The sequence below is a fragment of the Pseudomonadota bacterium genome (genome assembly GCA_022572885.1).
Classification (GTDB): domain Bacteria; phylum Pseudomonadota; class Gammaproteobacteria; order Steroidobacterales; family MnTg04; genus MnTg04.
The window spans coordinates 59,106-77,761 of record JACZVC010000002.1 but is presented as its reverse complement, the minus strand read 5'-3'; the positions used below and the strand labels follow the sequence as shown (position 1 = coordinate 77,761).

Genomic DNA, 18,656 nt, shown 5'->3' with positions numbered 1-18,656 from the left:
TGCTGATGAGTGGCAGAGCCAATTTCTCCTATAATTAAATGACCCGCCAAGCAACGCAAAAGTTCAGACTCGCTTATGCTGCAACGCGCCATTTATCAGTGATTAACCGCTCCGGGGCAGCCTCTTTTTTACACCACCGGCCTCCTCGAAAGCAAGTGATGCGCCATTGCACCGCAGGCTCACCTGCAATCTGACCGGCGCCAGGAACAAAAGTGGCTCACACTTGATGAGCGGACCACCTCGGTATAGTTTCAAGGTCAGGCCATCGGCGCGGGTAACTGATCGAATCCGCGACGGTCCAAAAAAGGAAGACAGTCATCATGTACACAAAACCGATAACAGGAATCCTTCAAAAACCTGCTTGCCTGGCGTTGCTGGCAGCGATGGCGGGGCTGTTACTGTCATCTTGCGCATCCAATCCGACCGGTGGTTCCGATTTCGTCCTGATGTCTGAAGAAGACGAGCTACAGCTCGGCGCCCGACTACACCCGCAGATCATCCGGCAGTACGGCATTTACCAGGATCAGAGATTGCAAAACTATGTCAACGACATCGGCCAGAAACTGGCCGCAGTCAGTCACCGGCCAAACATACAGTATCGTTTTACCGTTCTTGACGATGACCAGGTCAACGCATTTGCCACGCCTGGCGGGTATATCTATATCACCCGCGGAATCATGGCCTATCTGAATACGGAGGCAGAACTTGCCGCCATCGTTGGCCATGAAATCGCCCATGTCACCGCACGCCACGCGGTCAGGCAGCACGGCAAATCATCGATTGTCAAGGCGCTCTCTGCGGTCGCCGGGATGCTTACGCCGCTGCAAACGGGGGGCGTGCTGACCAGTTACGTCGGCGGCGCCTTGTTGAGCGGTTTTGGCCGGAAAGCCGAACTGCAGGCTGACGGATTGGGCGCGGAATACCTGGCGAAAGCCGGTTATGACCCGGAATCCATCATTGATGTGCTCCGCGTGATGAAGCAAAAGGAGATGTTCGAGGTTGAAAGAGCACGCCAGGAGGGGCGCAAAGCACAGGTGTACCACGGAATTTTCGCTACCCACCCCGACAATGACACCAGGTTGCAGGAGGTCGTCGGGGCGGCTGACAAACTGCAGGTCAGGCCGAATGCCGTGGTTAACGCGGAAGCCTATCTCAGCCGGATCAACGGTCTGGTATTCGGCGAATCCCGCAGAAATCGTGTGATCCGGGCCCACAAGTTTTACGACCTGAGACTCGGTATAAAAGTCACGTTCCCTGAGGGCTGGGCGATTGGTATTCGCGACGACCAGGTCATCGCGACATCGCCGGACGGCAATGCTGCGCTGTATTTCAGCGCACTGCCAATTCCGAAACGCGCCGTGCCAAAAACCATTCTTCGTCAGAACATGGGCGCCAGAAATATCCGTGATTCGAGCAATATCACGATCGATGGTTTGCCGTCTTTTCTCGCAATTGGAGATTATTCGGAGTCGGTATACGGTAAACGGCCGGTGCGCTACGCATTTATTGCGGATCCAAAAAGAAGAGTCGGATTCATATTCGCCGGAGCGGGCAAAAACGATCGGCACAACATCTCTGCAGATCCGGAATTTATCAAAGCCATTTTCAGTTTCGACCGAATGAACGACGCGGATTTTCGTGCGGCCAGGCTACCGGTCATATCGCTGCGCAGAGCTGATGGGAAATCAAGCTTTGCGAGTCTGGCGGAAAATTCGGTTATCGGCTCGCATGCCGAGGATCATCTGCGCCTGCTGAACAGGGCCTACCCGGATGGCGAACCGGTTGCCGGAAAAATAATCAAGGTAGTCAGATGAATTCACAGCGCAAGAGGTCGTCGAACAGAAGCCTGCAGCCAGGATATTTGGCATGACCCGACATTCTGTAAAGGAATTTTCATTTCTGTTGAGGCTTGTACCGCTGCTTTTTCTCGCTGCGCCATTATCGGCGCAAAAGCCGGAAACCGGCGAGATCGACGATGCATTGTGGAAGATTCTCGACAGCGCGAGACCATCGGTCGTAACTCTCCTTGCCTACGGAGCCAATGACGGACTGCGCAACATTGGCAGCGGATTCGTCGTATCCGAGGACGGCCTGATCGCCACCAATCTGAACATTCTCGATGGGACCGTGCGCATTGAAATGTTGCTGGCGGACCAACGGACCGAGGCTCTCGAGTTGGTTGCGCTGACCGATTCAAACTGGGGAGTCGCCCTGCTGCGCAGCGACGCCCCCGTTCCGCTACCGCTGTATACCGGCGCGGCGCAGCCGGCAAAAATAGGTGAAGAAATCATTGCGATTGGCAGTCCCAAGGGCGTCAACGTCACTTTGTCGCAGGGAAAAATTGTTTCACGGTTCAGGCATCGCGGTACTAACGAGTTGCTGCAAATCTCCAATGATTTTATCCCGGGCATGAATGGCGGACCAGTTCTGAACATGGATGGAGAAGTGATTGGCATGCTGACTTCGTTTGTGCGTGCCGGTCGGCCAGTACACCTGGCAATTCCGGCAAATGTCCTGCAAACAATGGTTGCGGCCGCCCAAAACAGGCCTGCGGAACGAAACCTGAAAAAAGTGCGCGAGCGAATTGCCGATCTGAAAACAGAACTGGACGAAATGCGACCGGGTATGGAGGCTCTGTGCAGCAGCGATGATTTGTCATTAATTGACTCAGTAATTAACAACGCCATAAGGTCCGGTGCCGTGGTTTACAACGAGGGAGACCCGCTAGCCTGTTTCCGGATTTATGAAGGGGCGAGTTACCAAATTCTCTATCGGCTCAATGACCGGTGCAAAATCGCCAGCCGCTTTCTCGAAAGGGTTCTGTTGGAAGCCGCGACGGCTCGCGACCCAGGGCAATGGGGCAGCATTCCGGCCGCCCAGGCCTGGATCATGAGAAGCGCATTCGACTCGTTGACCGGCGCCAGAAACAAGCTCCCGCAGGAACAAAACGACGAGAGCACCCCGCCCCTTGGGAAAGAGACGGATACCTGATCCACAGCCGGCTTTTCCCGTCCGCATGGCCTGCGTATGATTGGCATGGCAAAGTGAAACGGTCTGCCCTACAGGCCGAGACCTCGTCAATAAACAAAGGGCCAGCCATGAGTCAATCAGAATCTCAACACCATAAAATGCTCGCGCTCGCCGCATTCATCGTGGTCGTGGCCGGGATGAAAGCGGCGAGCCCGATCCTGGTTCCGTTCCTGTTGTCGCTTTTCCTCGCCGTCATCGCAGCCCCCCCGATGTTCTGGCTGCGCGACCGCGGCCTGCCGAACTGGCTCGCATTGCTCGCCGTGGTCGCCGTTATCGTCGTTGTGGGCATCGGCCTGGGCGCCGTCGTTAGCCGGTCGATCGGTGATTTTTCGCGTGACCTGCCTTTGTACCAGGCACGGCTGGCGGAGATTTCGACAGGTCTCATCAGCCTGATCGATCGTCTGGGCCTGGAGGTTTCGACTGACAACCTTCAGGAACTGCTGAATCCAGCCCGCGCCATGAGTCTTGCGGCGGGCGTGCTGGCAGGGCTGGGATCGATGCTGACCAATGCCTTTTTGATCCTGTTGACGGTAACGTTCATGCTGCTGGAGGCCGGCGGATTCGCCGCCAAATTACATACGGCGTTCCCCGGTCCGCAGGGTGTACTGAGCACATTTGCCGACGTCAGCGCCAGCATCAACAGATATGTGGGTCTGAAGAGCCTGATCAGCCTGGTGACCGCAATCCTGGTGGTCATCTGGTTGTCCATACTGGGCGTGGATTATCCGTTCCTATGGGGTCTGCTCGCATTCTTTTTCAATTTCGTCCCCAACATCGGCTCGATTATCGCCGCGGTGCCGGCTGTGCTGCTGGCGCTCGTGCAATTGGGAGTCAGCAGCGCGCTGCTGACCGCAGGAGGCTATCTCGCCGTCAACATCCTATTGGGCAGCGTGCTGGAACCCAGGCTGCTCGGCCGCACGCTTGGCATATCGCCGCTGATCATTTTTCTGTCATTGGTCTTCTGGGGCTGGGTGCTCGGTCCGGTCGGTATGTTGTTGTCGGTGCCATTGACGATGATCGCGCAGATTATCCTGTCGAGCAGCGAACGCACTCAATGGATCGCGATCATGATAGGCCCTGAACCGGGAGCAATCGTCGAACAAAAGTCATCTGAGAACGGGCAGGCCGACGAGGCCGGGCAAACTAATCAAACGGGTGGCGCAGAATGATGGTCTGGTCGCGTTCGGGACCGGTAGATATGATGTCCACCGGCGCCGCCACTGTTTCCTGGATGAATTCCAGGTAATTCCTGGCGTTTTCGGGTAGTTCCGAATACTCGGTAACGCCTGCCGTGCTTTGCTGCCAGCCTGGTAATACCTTATATACCGGCTTGCAGCGCTCGAGATTCTCTGCGTTGCAGGGCGGGGCGGTCACTTCGTGACCGTCGATCTCATAGCCTGTGCAGACACGTATGCTGTCCAGACCATCCAGCACATCCAGTTTGGTAACACACAGGCCGGATACACTGTTGTTCAGTATCGAACGTCTCAACGCAACTGCATCGAACCAGCCGCAGCGTCGCGGGCGTCCGGTGGTAGCGCCGAACTCGTCACCGGCCCGGCCAAGGTGTTCACCGGTCGCATCGAACAACTCCGTCGGGAATGGACCGGCCCCCACTCGCGTCGTGTATGCCTTCACGATCCCAAGCACGTAACCAATGTAACGCGGGCCAATGCCGGTTCCCGTGGCCGCGCCCCCGGCCGTCGTGTTCGATGAAGTCACGAACGGATAGGTCCCCATATCCACGTCCAGCAACGCGCCTTGCGCGCCTTCGAACATGATGTTGTCCCCGCGCTGCTGCAGGTCTCCAAGAATGGCTGTCACATCGGCAATCATGGGCCTGGTCCGGTCTCCCAAAGACAGGCATTCATCGAGTACCTGAGCGTAGTCGACGGTCTCGCTTTTCAGATAATGCTGCAGGACAAAGTTGTGATAATCGAGCAACGCCTCAAGTTTTTCGGCCAGCTTTTGCTGGTCAAGCAAGTCAGCGACGCGAATCGCCCGGCGAGCGACCTTGTCCTCGTAAGCGGGGCCGATACCGCGGCCGGTCGTGCCAATCGCCAGCTTCCCTCGCGCCTGTTCGCGAGCCCGATCGAGCTTGATATGCGACGCCAGAATCAACGGGCAGGCCGGGCTTATTTTTAGCCGTTCAATCACCGGAACGCCACGCGCCGTCAGGCCATCGATTTCGGCAAACAACGCGGGCAATGATACCACTACACCGTTGCCTATCAGGCATTGCACCTGGTCGCGCAAAATACCGGACGGAACGAGGTGCAAAACAGTTTTTTCGCCGTTGATGACCAGCGTATGGCCCGCATTGTGACCCCCCTGGAAACGAACCACAGCCACCGCGCGCTCGGTCAGCAAATCGACAATTTTCCCCTTGCCTTCGTCGCCCCACTGGGTGCCAATGACAACGATATTTTTGCCCATTAGCTTTTCCATGGCATCACGGCACACCTGTTATCTCACCAGGTAGAGAATCAGCAAACCCAGGACGATACTGATCAGGCCGATGCGTCTTAAGAACTCTACCGGAGCCGTCGACAACTGCTGGTATAGCCGTTGCGCCGATCGTGGGTTGGCAAAAGGCAGCAGGCCCTCGATCACCAGGACCAGCGCGAACGCCGTCAGCAAATCCGACCACTGCATCTGTCAGTTCCCGAATGAATCCAGGGCTTATTTTTTGCCGTCGGATGATTTCAGATAATTGAAAAACTCGCTATCCGGGTCCAGGACCAGCAGGTCGCCGTGTCCTCTGAAAGCGGAGCGATACGCCTGCAGACTGCGGTGGAAAGAATAAAACTCCGCATCCTGACTGTAGGCATCGGCATAAATCGCAGCGGCCTCGGCGTCTCCCTCACCACGGGTGATTTCCGACTGTTTGTAAGCCGCGGCCAGCAGAATGGTTCTTTCGCGATCGGCATTCGATTTGATTTCCTCGGAACGCTCCGCGCCTTCGGCCCTGAGTTGCTTGGCGATACGGACTCTCTCTTGCCGCATGCGCTCGAACACCGAGCCGCTGACTTCATCGGGCAGATCGATACGCTTGACCCGCACATCGATCAAATCGATACCCAGTTCCGACGCAATTTCCGTGGTGGAGATCAGCATGCCCTCCATGAAATCAGAGCGCTCGGCGGAAACCAGTTGCTTGATGCTTCTCTCCGCAACCGCCTTGCGCAGGCCGTCGGTAACGATCGAAAGCAGGCGCGTGACCGCAACCGGCTCGCTGCCTCCGGTAGCTCGATAGAAAAGATCGACATCGATGATGCGCCATTTGACAAAAAAATCGATTAGCACGTACTTCGTGCCGCCGGTCAAAAACCGCGTCGGCCGTGTGTCGACCGTCATCAGGCGCTTTTCGAACTTTAAGACGTTGTCGATCGGCCACTTGAAATGCAGGCCCGGATCATAGTCGGCTTTGATGATTTCACCGAAGCGGAGCTTCAGCGCCAGTTTGGTTTCCGAGACCGTAAAGAAAGACATGCTGGCAACCATCGCAGCGACCAGCAACGCGATGACGCTGCCAATTCCTTTAAAATTCATCGCCGTGTCCTCCCGCTGGTCCGTTCGGCATCCCGTTGCGAAGGCTGACCGCTGCTTTCTGCCGCAGGACCGAAACCGATCGAGCCGCTCACTCCCTGACGGCGCTGCTCTATGAGTTTGTCCACCGGCAGGTAAAGCAGGCTCCCGCTGCCGGCCGCGTCGATAAATACCTTGCTGACCGAGCCGTAAACTTCCTGGATCGTTTCCAGGTAAAGTCGTTTCCTGGTCACCTCCGGCGCCCGGCGATACTCGCCCAGCAGGGCCAGGAAACGGCTGGTTTCGCCTTCGGCATCCGCCACCACGCGGGCCTTGTGTCCTTCGGCATCCTGAATCTGCCTGACCGCTTCGCCGCGGGCCCTGGGCAGGATATCGTTTTCGTAGGATTCCGCTTCGAGAATCATACGTTCATGGTCTTCGCGCGCCCGGGTCGCGTCATCCACCGCTGCCTGGACCTGGGCCGGCGGGGTCGCGTTCACCAGGTTGACGACCATGATTTGGATACCGGTGCCATACTGATCCAGCGTTTTTTGCAACAGCGCCTTGGTTCTGTCCACAATCTCGGCCCGGCCGAAACCCATGACCATTTGCGCGCTGCTGGTGCCCACCACTTCGCGAATCGCGCTCTGGCTGACTTCGGAAAGAGACAGAGCTGGATCTCTGACATTGAAGGCCCAGGCCTTGGCATCGCTGCGCCGATACTGTACCGACAATTCGATGGAAACGATATTCTCATCGGCGGTCAGCATCTGGGTCTGGTGATCGTACTCCTCGGTACTGGCGATGTTGACTTTGACGACTTCATCGATCAGTGGAATCCGCCAGTGCAATCCTGGCAGGGTCGTGGTCAGATACTGGCCAAAACGCATGACGACGCCCTGCTCCGGCGCATTGATCTTGTAAAATCCAGTCGCCAACAAGGCGCCCAGTATCAGCGCCGCAATAAAGCCAAGGCTGAAGCCACCGGGTTTATTGCCACTGCCATCGCCACCGCCACCGCCGCCGAACAAACTGCCCAGGCGTTCCTGCATCTTTTTTACAACTTCGTCCAGATCCGGCGGACCCTGATCGGGGCCCTGGTTCCATGGACTCTTGCCATTTCCAGAGTCATTCCAAGCCATACCACATCACTCCTGAATTCTGTTAGCGCACGTTACCGGCGCGCAATTGTAGAAAGCCTTCGTTCGGTTCACAAGAAAAAATCTCCAGGCAACCCGGATCGAGCTCCTGTTGCTTGCACAATCGTTCCAATTCGATCCTCGGCAACCTGATTTCCAGCCTGCAACCACCATCGTCAAGACTGCATTCCGCCACCACGCCCTGCAGCTCGTAGAGGCGGGCCCGCACGCCGGCCTGGTCCGCGGCCAACTCGAGCACGCCGTGTACGAGCCTACTCCTAAAATGAAGCTGCAGGGACTTTGCCAGCAAATCCAATCCTTCACCGCTGACCGATGACAGCCACACCCTGGCCTTATCGCCTTCGCCGGAGCTGTCCAGCCTCGCCGGCTGCCCCGACAGGTCAATCTTGTTAAAAACCCTGATTTGCGGCACTCGACCAGCGCCGATCTCCTCCAGTACCTCGTTGACAGCCCGCTCTTTCTCATCGCGCCACGGGTCCGCCGCATCGATGATATGCAAAAGCAAATCAGCCTCGCGCGTTTCCAGCAACGTAGAGCGGAAAGCGGCGACCAGTTCGTGCGGCAGATCACCCACGAAACCGACCGTATCCGCCAGCACGATATCTCCCGAGCGGCCGAGTCGATAGCGACGCATCGTCGGATCGAGGGTCGCAAACAATTGATCCGCGGTGTAAACGGCCTCCGCGGTCAGCGCGTTGAAGAGCGTTGATTTGCCGGCATTGGTATAGCCAACCAATGCAACGGTCGGCACTCCCGATCGCTTGCGGTTGCGCCTGCTCATTGCGCGTCTGTTACGGACTTTTTCGAGGCGTCTGCGCAATTGCTTTATCCGGACAGCCAGCAAACGTCGATCCGTCTCCAGCTGGGTTTCGCCGGGTCCGCGCAGGCCGATACCGCCTTTTTGCCTTTCCAGATGAGTCCAGCCGCGAACCAGGCGGGTCGACAAATGCCGGAGCTGCGCCAGTTCAACTTGCAGTTTACCTTCCGAACTGCGCGCGCGGCTGGCAAAAATATCCAGAATCAGGCCGGTACGATCCAGCACGCGGCATTCGATCGCTTTTTCCAGGTTTCTTTCCTGCGATGGTCTGAGGGCTACCCCAAACAAAACGAGTTCGGCGCCGGTGGCTTTGACTGCGTTAAGGATTTCCTCCACCTTCCCTGAACCGAGCAGGTATCGGGAAGCCGGTGAGACCTTGTTGATCTTGAGTTCATCGACGACGATCGCGCCGGCGGATTCGGCCAGCGCCCTGAATTCATCGATATCGTGGTCGGTAAGCGATTTACCGAGGCCTACGTAAATCAGACAGGCTTTTTCACCCGATCGTGGACGGTCAATCAAAGTATTTCTGCATACTGCTCATTCTGACGGGCCGGCCTCCCTTGTGTCACTGTCAGCCGCGCGATCGCCGCCGCTGGCCGCATGCTCGTCGCTCATCGGTAGCTTGACGTTGCGAGCCGGCACCACGGTCGAAATCGCGTGTTTATAAACCATCTGATTCACGCTGTTGCGCAGCAGCACAACAAACTGGTCGAAAGAATCAATCTGACCTTGTAGTTTGATACCGTTTACCAGGTAAATGGACACTGGCACCCTTTCCTTACGCAGGGCGTTCAAGAAAGGATCTTGTAATGATTGCCCCTTGGCCATTATTTTTCTCCTTATTATTCAAGGGTTTAATGTTTTTCTTCCCTTGTGCGCCCGACCGCCAGTCGCAAAGCGGGTGAATATCCGGACGCCTACACAAATTTTAGCACAGTGGCAGCGGCTTACCGCTGATTTTTCAGCCAGCGCTCCAACAGCCTGTTTATGGGGGCCAACCGTGATCCTTCAAGGGCCGAGACCCTTTTCACATCCTGATCTGCGCGCAGCCAGGTCAACTGCCGTTTGGCCAGCCGCCGGGTAGCCACTTTCGCATTCTCGACCGCCTGTTGCAGTTCAGTCTCACCGGCAAGGTGTTGCCAGAGCTGGCGATAACCCACACAGCGCATTGCCGGCAGATCGGCATGCAACTCATCGCGCTGATACAAAGATTCGACTTCACCCAGCAAACCCTGCGCCATCATCTGGTCGAAACGCTCGCCAATTTTTCTCGCCAAACGCTCACGATCCTCAGGCCACAAAGCGATTTTCAGAAAATTTGCAACGGGCTCTTCCGCCGTTTGACGATGGAACGAACTGATGGTTCGGCCGCTGATTCTAAAAACTTCGAGCGCGCGCTGAATTCTCTGGGCATCGTTTTCACGAATTTTTGCCGCTGCGTCCGGGTCTATGCCAACCAGGCGGCGATGCATTTCTGGCCAACCAACCCTTTCAGCCTCAGCGTCCAATGACCTTCGAATCTCCGCGTCAGCCCCCGGCAAATCAGCCAGACCATGTAACAGCACATTGAAATACAGCATGGTCCCGCCCACCAGTACCGGCAGCCGACCACGGTTGCCGATTTCGTCCATCAGCCCAAGCGCATCGCGCCTGAACTCACCGGCCGAGTAAATCTCCGCTGGGTCGCGGATATCGATCAGGTGGTGCGTCACGCCGGCCCTTTCGGCGAGCGGCGGCTTGGCCGTACCGATATCCAGCCCACGATAAACCATCGCCGAATCCACGCTGATAATTTCCAAAGGCAGCTGTTTCGCCAGTTCGATGACGGCCGCGGTCTTGCCGGTGGCCGTCGGCCCCATCAGCATCAATGCCGGGGAACGTTGCGCGGGCCGGCTCATTGGCCACGCAGGAACAACCGATCCAGCTCGGCCATGCTGATGCTGGTCCAGGTAGGCCGCCCGTGATTGCATTGATCGCTGCGTTCGGTCTGTTCCATTTCGCGCAGCAGCGCGTTCATCTCCGGAATGCTCAGTCGCCGGTTGGCCCTGATCGAGTGATGGCAGGCCATCGTCGCCAGCAGTTCGTTTTGCAGATTCTCTATGCGCTGACTTTGACCGTGTTCGCGGAGATCGGCAAGCACGTCGCGGATCAGCTTTTCGGCATCGACATCTTGCAAAATGACCGGTATTTGACGCAATACGAGGCTTTGCGGGCCACCACGATCGATTTCCAGCCCAAGACCCTGGAACAACTCGCGATGACGGATCGCCAGTTCCACTTCATCGTCCGCTACCCGAATTCTCTGTGGCACCAGCAGTGGCTGAGCTTGCAAGGATCCGTCCGCCAGCGAATTTTTGAGACGCTCATAAGTGATCCGCTCGTGGGCCGCATGCATATCGACCAGCACCAGTCCCTCGCGGTTTTCGGCCAGGATATAAACGCCCCGCAACTGTGCAAGCGCGAATCCCAACGGCGCATCTGCCAAGTCTTGATCCGGATCGTCGATCGCCGGTGCAACATACAAGGCCTGGTACGCCGCGGCCGCATCCGCCGTCCCCAACGACAGCCCGCCCTGTCTGAGCGCGCCACGACCGCCAGCACTACCGACGGCGGCCGGTTTTGGCGCCGACCCGTGTACGCTGACGCCACCGGGTCGTGTTCCGGAAAGCAGTTTGTGCAGGCTGTGGAAAACAAAGTCGTGTACCAGCCGGCTATCGCGGAAACGCACTTCGTGCTTGCTCGGGTGCGCATTGACATCCACCTCGGCCGGATCCATTTCCAGGTAGAGCACGAAGGCCGGATAGCGGCCATGGAAAAGGACGTCCTGAAATCCCTGGCGCACGGCATGCGCGACCAGTTTGTCACGGATCATGCGTCCGTTGACATAGAAGTATTGCCGGTCGGCCTGGCTGCGCGAAAAAGTCGGCTGGGCTACCCAGCCTCGCAAATACAGACCGGAGGACTGGTGCTCGATCTCCAGCATATTGGCCGCGAATCCTTCTCCGCAGATCGCCGCCAGCCGACCGCGTTGGTCCTGCTCGCCGGCAGCCGCGGGCCAATGCGCGATATCTCGCCGATTGTGGCGAATCTGAAACCCCGTCGAAAACCGACTCAACGCGACGCGCCGGACCAGTTGGTCGATGTGCTGCCACTCGGTCCGTTCGGCGCGTAAAAACTTTCGGCGCGCGGGCGTATTGTAAAAAAGATCGCGCACCTCAACCGTCGTTCCCGGTTTGTGCGCCAGGGGTGCCGGCGCACATGTTTTTCCGTCGCGTACTTCACATTGCCAGCCACGATCGGAATCCCCTGTCCTGGATGACAATCGCAGCCGGCTGACCGACGCGATGCTGGGCAGGGCTTCACCACGAAAACCCAGGCTTGCGATGTGTTCGAGATCGTCCAGCGTTTCTATCTTGCTGGTGGTGTGGCGCGCCAACGCCATTGCCAATTCTTCCGCTGGAATACCGCTGCCGTCGTCGCGTACGCGGATCAGGCCGGCGCCGCCTTTTTCGATATCGATTTCTATATGGGCTGCACCGGCGTCCAGGCTGTTTTCCAGCAACTCCTTGACTACCGACGCAGGCCTTTCGATGACTTCGCCGGCAGCAATCTGGTTGATCAACTGTGCGGGCAGTTCTTTGATCGTCATCGGGCATCCTTTGAAAAAAACACGCTGCCAATCCGGCTGGCGCGTCTGAAAAGGATTATATGACGATAAGCGGATTCAGTAACGAATGGGAATCTGCAAGACCTGGCCGACCATGATGCGGTCGCCACCCAAGCTGTTGTACTCGCGCAGCTTGCGCAGCGAGACCCGGTAATGGCTGGCGATACCGCTCAGGGTATCCCCGCGCTGGATCACATGCGCTGTTTCCAGTTTCGGGTTTGGCAGATCGCCACGCGCCAGCAGCGTTCCTGCCGGCGGGTTGGCATGCAGATAGACCACCAGGCCATTGAGGATAGCGCCCGCCAGCCTGTCCTGGTGGGCCTTGTCACGCAGCTTTTTTTCTTCCTGCGGATTGGAGATAAATGCGGTTTCCACCAGTATGGAGGGGATATCGGGTGATTTCAGCACCAGGAAATTGGCTTGCAATATCTTTGGCTTGTGCACGAAACCGACAGCACCCAACTGTTCCAGAACACTATCGGCCACGTTCATGCTGGCGCTGATCGCATATGACTGAGACAGGTCGAGCAATACCGAAGCCAATACATCGTCTTTATCGGCCAGTGAAACCCCGCCAATCAGATCGGAAGCATTTTCTCTTTCGGCCAAGAGGCGGGCTGCCTCGTCGCTGGCGCCTTTTTCCGAAAGCACATAAACCGAAGCGCCGCGAGCCTTGCGGTTGGAAAACGAATCTGCGTGTATCGAGATAAACAAGTCGGCTCTTTTCTGGCGAGCCTTTTCCATGCGTTTTGCGAGAGGCAGAAAATAGTCGCCATCGCGAACCAGGAAAGCGCGCATACCCGGCCGTTCGTCAACTTTACTTGCCAGGCGCCTGGCGATTTGCAGGACTACGTCTTTTTCACGCGTACCCCTGCGGCCAAGCGCACCAGGATCCTCGCCACCATGGCCCGCGTCGATAGCGATTACGACATCTCGTCCCTGCAGGTTTGCAGCGCTCAATTGGCGAACCGGTTTTTGTTTTTTGGCCGCGACCAGATCGATGACCAGCCGGTAACCGTATTTCTCGTTTGGTTTTAGCAAAAAACTTTTAGGCCGCACCTTCTCGCTGACATCCAGCACTATACGCAGACTGCCGTCATTTCGGCGTCCGCTGCGGATATTGGCAACCAGGCCCTGAGCGGCAGGAAGCTGGACCCAATCTTTGTTCAGCGCCCCACCGGCGATATCGATGACCACGCGGTTGGGCGATTCAAGAATCATCAGATCGTGCGCGGCGGACCGGTCCAGATCCAAAACTACGCGCGTATTATCCGGCGCCGCCCACAGGCGAATCCCCTGGATATTGACGGTTGCGACGGTCTGGGAAGCCCAGAACAAACCCAGCAACACAACCATCATCAGCTTGTACGCGACCCTGATGAAGCCCATTTTGCAAAATCCCTTTTCAAGTCTGGGCTAACACTAGAACGGTTTTTCTTTTTGTTCAACTTTTTTCTGATGTTTTCTTGTTATTAAACATCAGATTACCGTTAATCTTTAAAGTCCTTCCCGCAAACGCTCATCGCCGGACAATGCTAACCCGCATATTTCACCAAGGCGGCAGCGACGCCAGCATCCGGCTTGCGGCCTTGCCCGAACCGGTGATGCTCAGCGTTCTTTGCTCACCCGAAAAGGCCAGCGCGAGCTGATAATCCAGGCGTTTCATCAACACCGGCGCTTTTTCCGGCCATTCGACCAGCACCAGGCCGGGCTCATCGAGAAAATCCGACAGACCCAGAAATTCCAGCTCACCCGGGTCATCCAGGCGATAAAGATCCAGGTGGTGAACCGGGCCGCTCGTCGTCTCGTAGGGTTCGATCAGCGTGAATGTCGGGCTTTTGATTCGCCCATTAACGCCAAGAGCCTTGAGGAGTCCCCTGGCCAGCGTGGTTTTCCCGGCACCCAGCGAGCCAGTCAGACCCAGCAACATCGGCTCGGTGAACGGCGCGAGCCGATCAGCGAGCAAAGCGCCGGCTGCTTCCGTTTCCTGCTCATTCGCCAGCTGCCAGCTCAAGCTTTCGGGTTTACCCATTTTCTTATCCACTCCATCAAATCGCCGGCCACCAGTCCGCGCTCGCCATTGCCGCTGGCGTTATCGCCGGCCAGGGCATGTACCAGCACACCCACCCTGGCGCTGCGGATCGTATCCCGCGTTTGCGCCAGCAGTCCTGCGATCAAACCGGTCAATACATCGCCCATCCCGGGCACGGCCATGCCGGGATTACCGAACCGGCATAATGCCGGTGAGCCGTTGCCATCGCTGAGCAGGGTTCCGGCTCCTTTCAGTACAGCCACGCCGCCATATTTCCCTTGCAAACTCCGCACGGCCGCCAACCTGTCCGCCTGTATCGCCTTGCCATCGGTCTCGAGAAGCCGCGCCGCCTCGCCCGGGTGCGGAGTCAGTATCCAGTCGTTTCTTCGCGCCGGAAACTGCGCCAGCCAGTTTAGACCGTCGGCGTCGATAACCAGCGGACGATCGCCTGCGATGACTGCGTCCCAAAGCGGTCTTGCCCAGTCGCTTTGCCCCAGTCCAGGCCCCAGCGCAATAACATCGGCTTTTTCTATCAATGCTGTGAGTTGACCGGGCTCATCGATCCCATGGCACATCAATTCGGGCCGGCTGGCGAAAAAATCCAGGTGCCCGGGGTGGGTGGCAACACTGACCAAACCCGCGCCGCTGCGCAACGCCGCTTCACCCGCGAGGCATGCCGCGCCCGGCATTCCCGGCCCGCCGCCCACGATCAGGACATGGCCGAAGTCACCTTTGTGCGCGGTTTTCGCGCGCGCCGGCAACAACTCCAGGATCTCATCTTCTTGCAACAATTCGGCGACCGGGTCGGCGTGGTCGTAAACCACATCCGGGACATCCAGCCCGGCAAAAAAGATCTCGCCGCAAAAGCCTGGTCCTGATCCGAGGAAAAGCCCGGCTTTGAGCGCGACGAAACTGACCGTTGCTGCCGCCTTGATCGTCACCCCCATCGGCAAGCCCGTATCGGCCGACAGTCCGCTGGGTATATCCAGTGCAAGAACCGGCTTGCCCTGTTCGTTGATGGCTGCGATGGCCTGGGCAAATGCGCCGCCAACCGGTCGGTCCAGCCCGGTGCCCAGGATGCCATCGACAATCACATCTGCGCCGGCCAACAGCGATTCGGAGAATTCGACCGCCTCGCCACCGGCGGCTTTGAAATCCTGACAGGCCTTCGCCGCGTCACCGCCTAGCCGGTCGATCGGGTGCAAGGTCAGCAGATGCACGGTCAGGTCCGCGGCCAACGCCAGCCGGGCAACCACCAGCCCGTCCCCCGCATTATTGCCAGCCCCGCAGACGATGGCCAGCGTGCGCGCCTCCGGCCAGCGCTCGCCAATAACCGTGTACACGGCTTCACCCGCGCGGGTCATCAATGTATAACCGGGTAGCGCATGATCCTCGATCGCCCGCCGGTCGAATTCACGAACCTGGCTGGCCAGATACAGGTTTTTGGGGAGCCGTTGCATGTCGCGTGATCAGCGGCCGGCGGTCACGCCGGTCCGGCGACCGTAGGGAGCGAACTGCATCACCTGGTTTCGCGCCCAATGGCTAGCCATAGAAACAACAATACTTATCCTGCTCAACAACCTTAAGAAACTCCTCAACACTTCGTACCTCCGCATTCGGATCGTAACGGTCCCAATTCGATAAGCCCGCTCCCGGCCTCCCCCCGCCATTCTGTGGGCCAAACAGGGGCGGCTAAAACAGTTGTCTTCAATACTTGGGAGAACATGGCATCGAATGCTTATTATAATGTCGTTAATATGAATATCACGCCAAACAATTTAGCCGGGCTCGCGGACCAGATTCGCCGCTGGGGCAATGAACTGGGTTTTCAGCAAATCGGCTTTGGCTCGATAGAGCTCGATGAGGATGAACAGCATCTAAAACGATGGCTGGCCGCCGGACGGCATGGCACGATGGATTACATGGTGCGTCACGGCACGATGCGCAGCCGGCCCGCCGAATTGCTGCCAGGAACGCTCAGCGTGATCAGCGCTCGCATGGATTACTGGCCCGATGCGGCGGACGCGTGGCAAACGCTGGCACAACGAGATCGTGCCTATGTGTCGCGTTACGCGCTGGGCCGTGATTATCACAAACTGCTCAGGCCCCGTTTGGCGAAGCTGGCGGAGCGCATCCGGCAAGCCATTGGCAAACTCGGTTACCGGGTTTTTGTCGATAGCGCGCCGGTACTGGAAAAAGCGCTGGCCAGAAATTCGGGGCTCGGCTGGATCGGCAAACACACAAACCTGATCAACCGTGAGGCTGGCTCCTGGTTTTTTCTTGGTGAAATTTTTGTAGATCTGCCATTGCCGCCAGACCAGCCGGTCGCCAATCATTGTGGATCCTGCCGCGCCTGCCTGGATGTTTGTCCGACCCAGGCGATTATCGCGCCGTACCAGGTCGATGCCCGCCGCTGCATCTCTTACCTCACCATCGAAAATCGCGGCGCCATCCCGGTTGAATTTCGGGAAGCGATGGGCAACCGTATTTACGGGTGCGACGACTGCCAGCTTGTCTGCCCCTGGAACAAGTTCGCGAAACTGAGCTGCGAACGGGATTTCCAGCCTCGTCATGAACTCGATCGGAAAAAACTGGTCGAGTTGTTCGCGTGGAGCGAAAACGAGTTTCTGCAAAAAACCAAAGGCAGTGCGATCCGCAGGGCCGGTTATGCGGGCTGGCTACGCAACGTGGCCGTGGCATTAGGCAATGCCGAACCTTCAAAGGAGGTCATCGCCACCCTCAGGTCACGCAAGGACCACCCGGATGAGATGGTCAGGGAACACATCGAATGGGCGCTGGAAAAACTGATTTCCGGAAAAAACCGGCGTAAATCGTCGTGCAATATGTAAAAAGCGGAACTACTTCAAAGAAAATCCCTGAAATCCCTTTATCCTCAAATGTGGACGAGGACTTATGTCTCGAGGCTCATGCCCCGCGGATGACATAAGTTGTTGTACTTAAGTACATGGTCGGGAGGACGCAGTGGCTGCATCAACCAGCGCCTTATATCGTATGCTGTCCAGCAGCATGGAACTGTTCCAGGGAGTAGATCCGGAACTCGTGGCGTCCTGCCTGCAAGACACGGAGAGACTGGATCTGAAATCAGGCGACCTCCTGCTCTCGCCGGATAAGGAAAACGACAAGGTTTACCTGATTCTCAGCGGCAGCCTGCAAGTTCACCTCAACAGTCTCAGCAATGCGCCTCTGACCAAACTCCCGCAGGGCTCGTGCGTCGGTGAAATGTCGATAATCGAGGACCGGGACCCATCGGCCTATGTGGTCGCAGCCGAAGACAGCCACCTGGTGGTAATCAGTCACGATTTGCTGTGGACCTTGATCAACACCTCGCATAACTTTGCCAGGAACCTCCTGACCGTGCTGTCGTCGCGGGTCCGTTTTGACAACCAGGTCATTATGGACAATGTCGGCGCCCTCAAACAATTCGAGCGCAACGCGATAACCGACGCCTTGACCAACCTGAAAAATCGCCACTGGATGGAAGACATGTTCAGACGCAAGATTAAACGCTGTCAGACCGATGCCGACCCGGCCTGCCTGGGAATCGTCGATGTCGATTATTTCAAGCGCTTCAACGACCGCTATGGGCACCTGGCCGGCGATGAAGCACTCTGCTTCGTTGCGGATTCGCTGTGTGGCCAGTTCCGGCCGACCGATATGATCGCGCGTTATGGCGGCGATGAATTCGTGGTTTTGCTGCCGGATACGAAAATAGAGCAAGCGTTACAGTGTGGCGAACGGGTCCGCAAGGCCGTTGAGGAAGGCGATCCCCTGGGCGACCAAGGACCGCCGTTCAAAGTCACCATCTCAATGGGCATCGCCGAGATGCAACCGGGCGACGTGCTGGAAACATTATTGCAGCGAGCCGACTCCGCGCTCTACCGGGCCAAGCTCAGTGGTCGTAACCAGATCGCCGGCTAGCCCGCTAGGCGATTGCCGGACTCCAGTGTTCGTCGCTAGGCTCCTGGGAAAAGCTCAGGCCGCCTGCACCGGGGTGGTGTTGGCGGTACGCGTGATCTCGTTGCGCTCGTTCAGATAAACCAGCCGCGGCTGGTGCCTGCTGGCCTCCTGCTCAGACATCGCCGCGTAGGTGCAAATAATCAGGCGATCGCCGGGGGACGCCTTGTGGGCCGCCGCCCCGTTTACCGATACGATTTTAGATCCGTGTTCCGCCCGAATCGCATAGGTCGTAAAGCGCTCACCATTCGCGATGTTATAAATCTGAATTTGCTCATATTCCTTGATGCCGGCGGCATCGAGCAGATTCGTATCGATTGCGCATGAGCCCTCGTAATCGAGCTCGGCATGGGTAACGCACGCGCGGTGCAGTTTTGCGGTCAACAAGGTGAGCTGCATTTAGGTCTTCCTGTCATTTGTTACGGCCCAGGCGCACTTTAGCCT

The 18,656-nt window shown here is 57.5% G+C and carries 18 protein-coding genes; 5 read left to right on the top strand and 13 right to left on the bottom strand.

The window, feature by feature from the left end; all coding sequences use genetic code 11:
• The first annotated feature begins 320 nt into the window (after positions 1–320).
• From IIA05_01200 to IIA05_01190, 3 genes are all read left to right on the top strand, one after another.
• Positions 321–1,814, top strand: a complete 1,494-nt coding sequence (locus tag IIA05_01200) for a M48 family metalloprotease (GenBank protein ID MCH9025716.1) — start codon at positions 321–323, stop codon at positions 1,812–1,814.
• 52 nt (positions 1,815–1,866) lie between these two features.
• Entirely contained in the window at positions 1,867–2,991 is a 1,125-nt protein-coding gene (locus IIA05_01195) for a trypsin-like peptidase domain-containing protein (GenBank protein ID MCH9025715.1), read from the top strand.
• A 107-nt stretch (positions 2,992–3,098) separates the two neighbouring features.
• A complete protein-coding gene (locus IIA05_01190; protein ID MCH9025714.1) occupies positions 3,099–4,199 on the top strand; it encodes an AI-2E family transporter in 1,101 nt (366 codons plus the stop codon).
• Here the strand turns inward: IIA05_01190 and IIA05_01185 are convergent.
• The 12 genes from IIA05_01185 to IIA05_01130 form a co-directional block, all read right to left on the bottom strand.
• Complete coding sequence (locus IIA05_01185; GenBank protein MCH9025713.1) at positions 4,174–5,466, bottom strand: adenylosuccinate synthase; 1,293 nt, start codon at positions 5,464–5,466, stop codon at positions 4,174–4,176. The two genes, IIA05_01190 and IIA05_01185, sit on opposite strands and share 26 nt — an antisense overlap.
• Positions 5,467–5,496: 30 nt before the next feature.
• A complete protein-coding gene (locus IIA05_01180; GenBank protein MCH9025712.1) occupies positions 5,497–5,685 on the bottom strand; it encodes a DUF2065 domain-containing protein in 189 nt (62 codons plus the stop codon).
• Positions 5,686–5,712: 27 nt separating this feature from the next.
• A complete protein-coding gene (hflC, locus tag IIA05_01175) occupies positions 5,713–6,582 on the bottom strand; it encodes a protease modulator HflC (protein ID MCH9025711.1) in 870 nt (289 codons plus the stop codon).
• Entirely contained in the window at positions 6,579–7,700 is a 1,122-nt protein-coding gene (hflK, locus tag IIA05_01170; protein MCH9025710.1) for an FtsH protease activity modulator HflK, read from the bottom strand. The genes hflC and hflK overlap by 4 nt, the downstream gene beginning before the upstream one ends.
• Positions 7,701–7,722: 22 nt before the next feature.
• Positions 7,723–9,057 (bottom strand): GTPase HflX, encoded by a 1,335-nt coding sequence (gene hflX / locus IIA05_01165; protein ID MCH9025709.1) that lies wholly within the window; start codon positions 9,055–9,057, stop codon positions 7,723–7,725.
• An 18-nt stretch (positions 9,058–9,075) separates the two neighbouring features.
• Positions 9,076–9,366: an RNA chaperone Hfq gene (gene hfq / locus IIA05_01160; protein MCH9025708.1), complete on the bottom strand. Its 291-nt coding sequence runs from the start codon at positions 9,364–9,366 to the stop codon at positions 9,076–9,078.
• Positions 9,367–9,485: 119 nt separating this feature from the next.
• Positions 9,486–10,436, bottom strand: coding sequence for a tRNA (adenosine(37)-N6)-dimethylallyltransferase MiaA (gene miaA / locus IIA05_01155; protein MCH9025707.1), 951 nt, complete (start codon positions 10,434–10,436; stop codon positions 9,486–9,488).
• A complete protein-coding gene (mutL, locus tag IIA05_01150; protein MCH9025706.1) occupies positions 10,433–12,187 on the bottom strand; it encodes a DNA mismatch repair endonuclease MutL in 1,755 nt (584 codons plus the stop codon). Before mutL ends, miaA begins: the two co-directional genes overlap by 4 nt.
• A gap of 75 nt (positions 12,188–12,262) precedes the next feature.
• On the bottom strand, positions 12,263–13,561 hold the full coding sequence (locus IIA05_01145; GenBank protein ID MCH9025705.1) for an N-acetylmuramoyl-L-alanine amidase: 1,299 nt from the start codon (positions 13,559–13,561) through the stop codon (positions 12,263–12,265).
• Positions 13,562–13,754: 193 nt separating this feature from the next.
• Entirely contained in the window at positions 13,755–14,237 is a 483-nt protein-coding gene (tsaE, locus tag IIA05_01140) for a tRNA (adenosine(37)-N6)-threonylcarbamoyltransferase complex ATPase subunit type 1 TsaE (GenBank protein MCH9025704.1), read from the bottom strand.
• A complete protein-coding gene (locus IIA05_01135) occupies positions 14,216–15,697 on the bottom strand; it encodes an NAD(P)H-hydrate dehydratase (protein ID MCH9025703.1) in 1,482 nt (493 codons plus the stop codon). Before IIA05_01135 ends, tsaE begins: the two co-directional genes overlap by 22 nt.
• A gap of 82 nt (positions 15,698–15,779) precedes the next feature.
• Complete coding sequence (locus tag IIA05_01130; GenBank protein MCH9025702.1) at positions 15,780–15,923, bottom strand: DUF3024 domain-containing protein; 144 nt, start codon at positions 15,921–15,923, stop codon at positions 15,780–15,782.
• 71 nt (positions 15,924–15,994) lie between these two features.
• Between IIA05_01130 and queG the strand changes: the two genes are divergently transcribed.
• Positions 15,995–17,086: a tRNA epoxyqueuosine(34) reductase QueG gene (gene queG / locus IIA05_01125; GenBank protein MCH9025701.1), complete on the top strand. Its 1,092-nt coding sequence runs from the start codon at positions 15,995–15,997 to the stop codon at positions 17,084–17,086.
• 133 nt (positions 17,087–17,219) lie between these two features.
• The gene (locus IIA05_01120) at positions 17,220–18,176 is read left to right on the top strand and encodes a GGDEF domain-containing protein (protein MCH9025700.1); all 957 of its coding nucleotides are present in this window, start codon (positions 17,220–17,222) and stop codon (positions 18,174–18,176) included.
• Positions 18,177–18,230: 54 nt separating this feature from the next.
• Here IIA05_01120 and IIA05_01115 read toward each other — a convergent pair whose 3' ends face one another.
• On the bottom strand, positions 18,231–18,611 hold the full coding sequence (locus IIA05_01115; GenBank protein ID MCH9025699.1) for an aspartate 1-decarboxylase: 381 nt from the start codon (positions 18,609–18,611) through the stop codon (positions 18,231–18,233).
• Between the last annotated feature and the right edge of the window lie 45 nt (positions 18,612–18,656).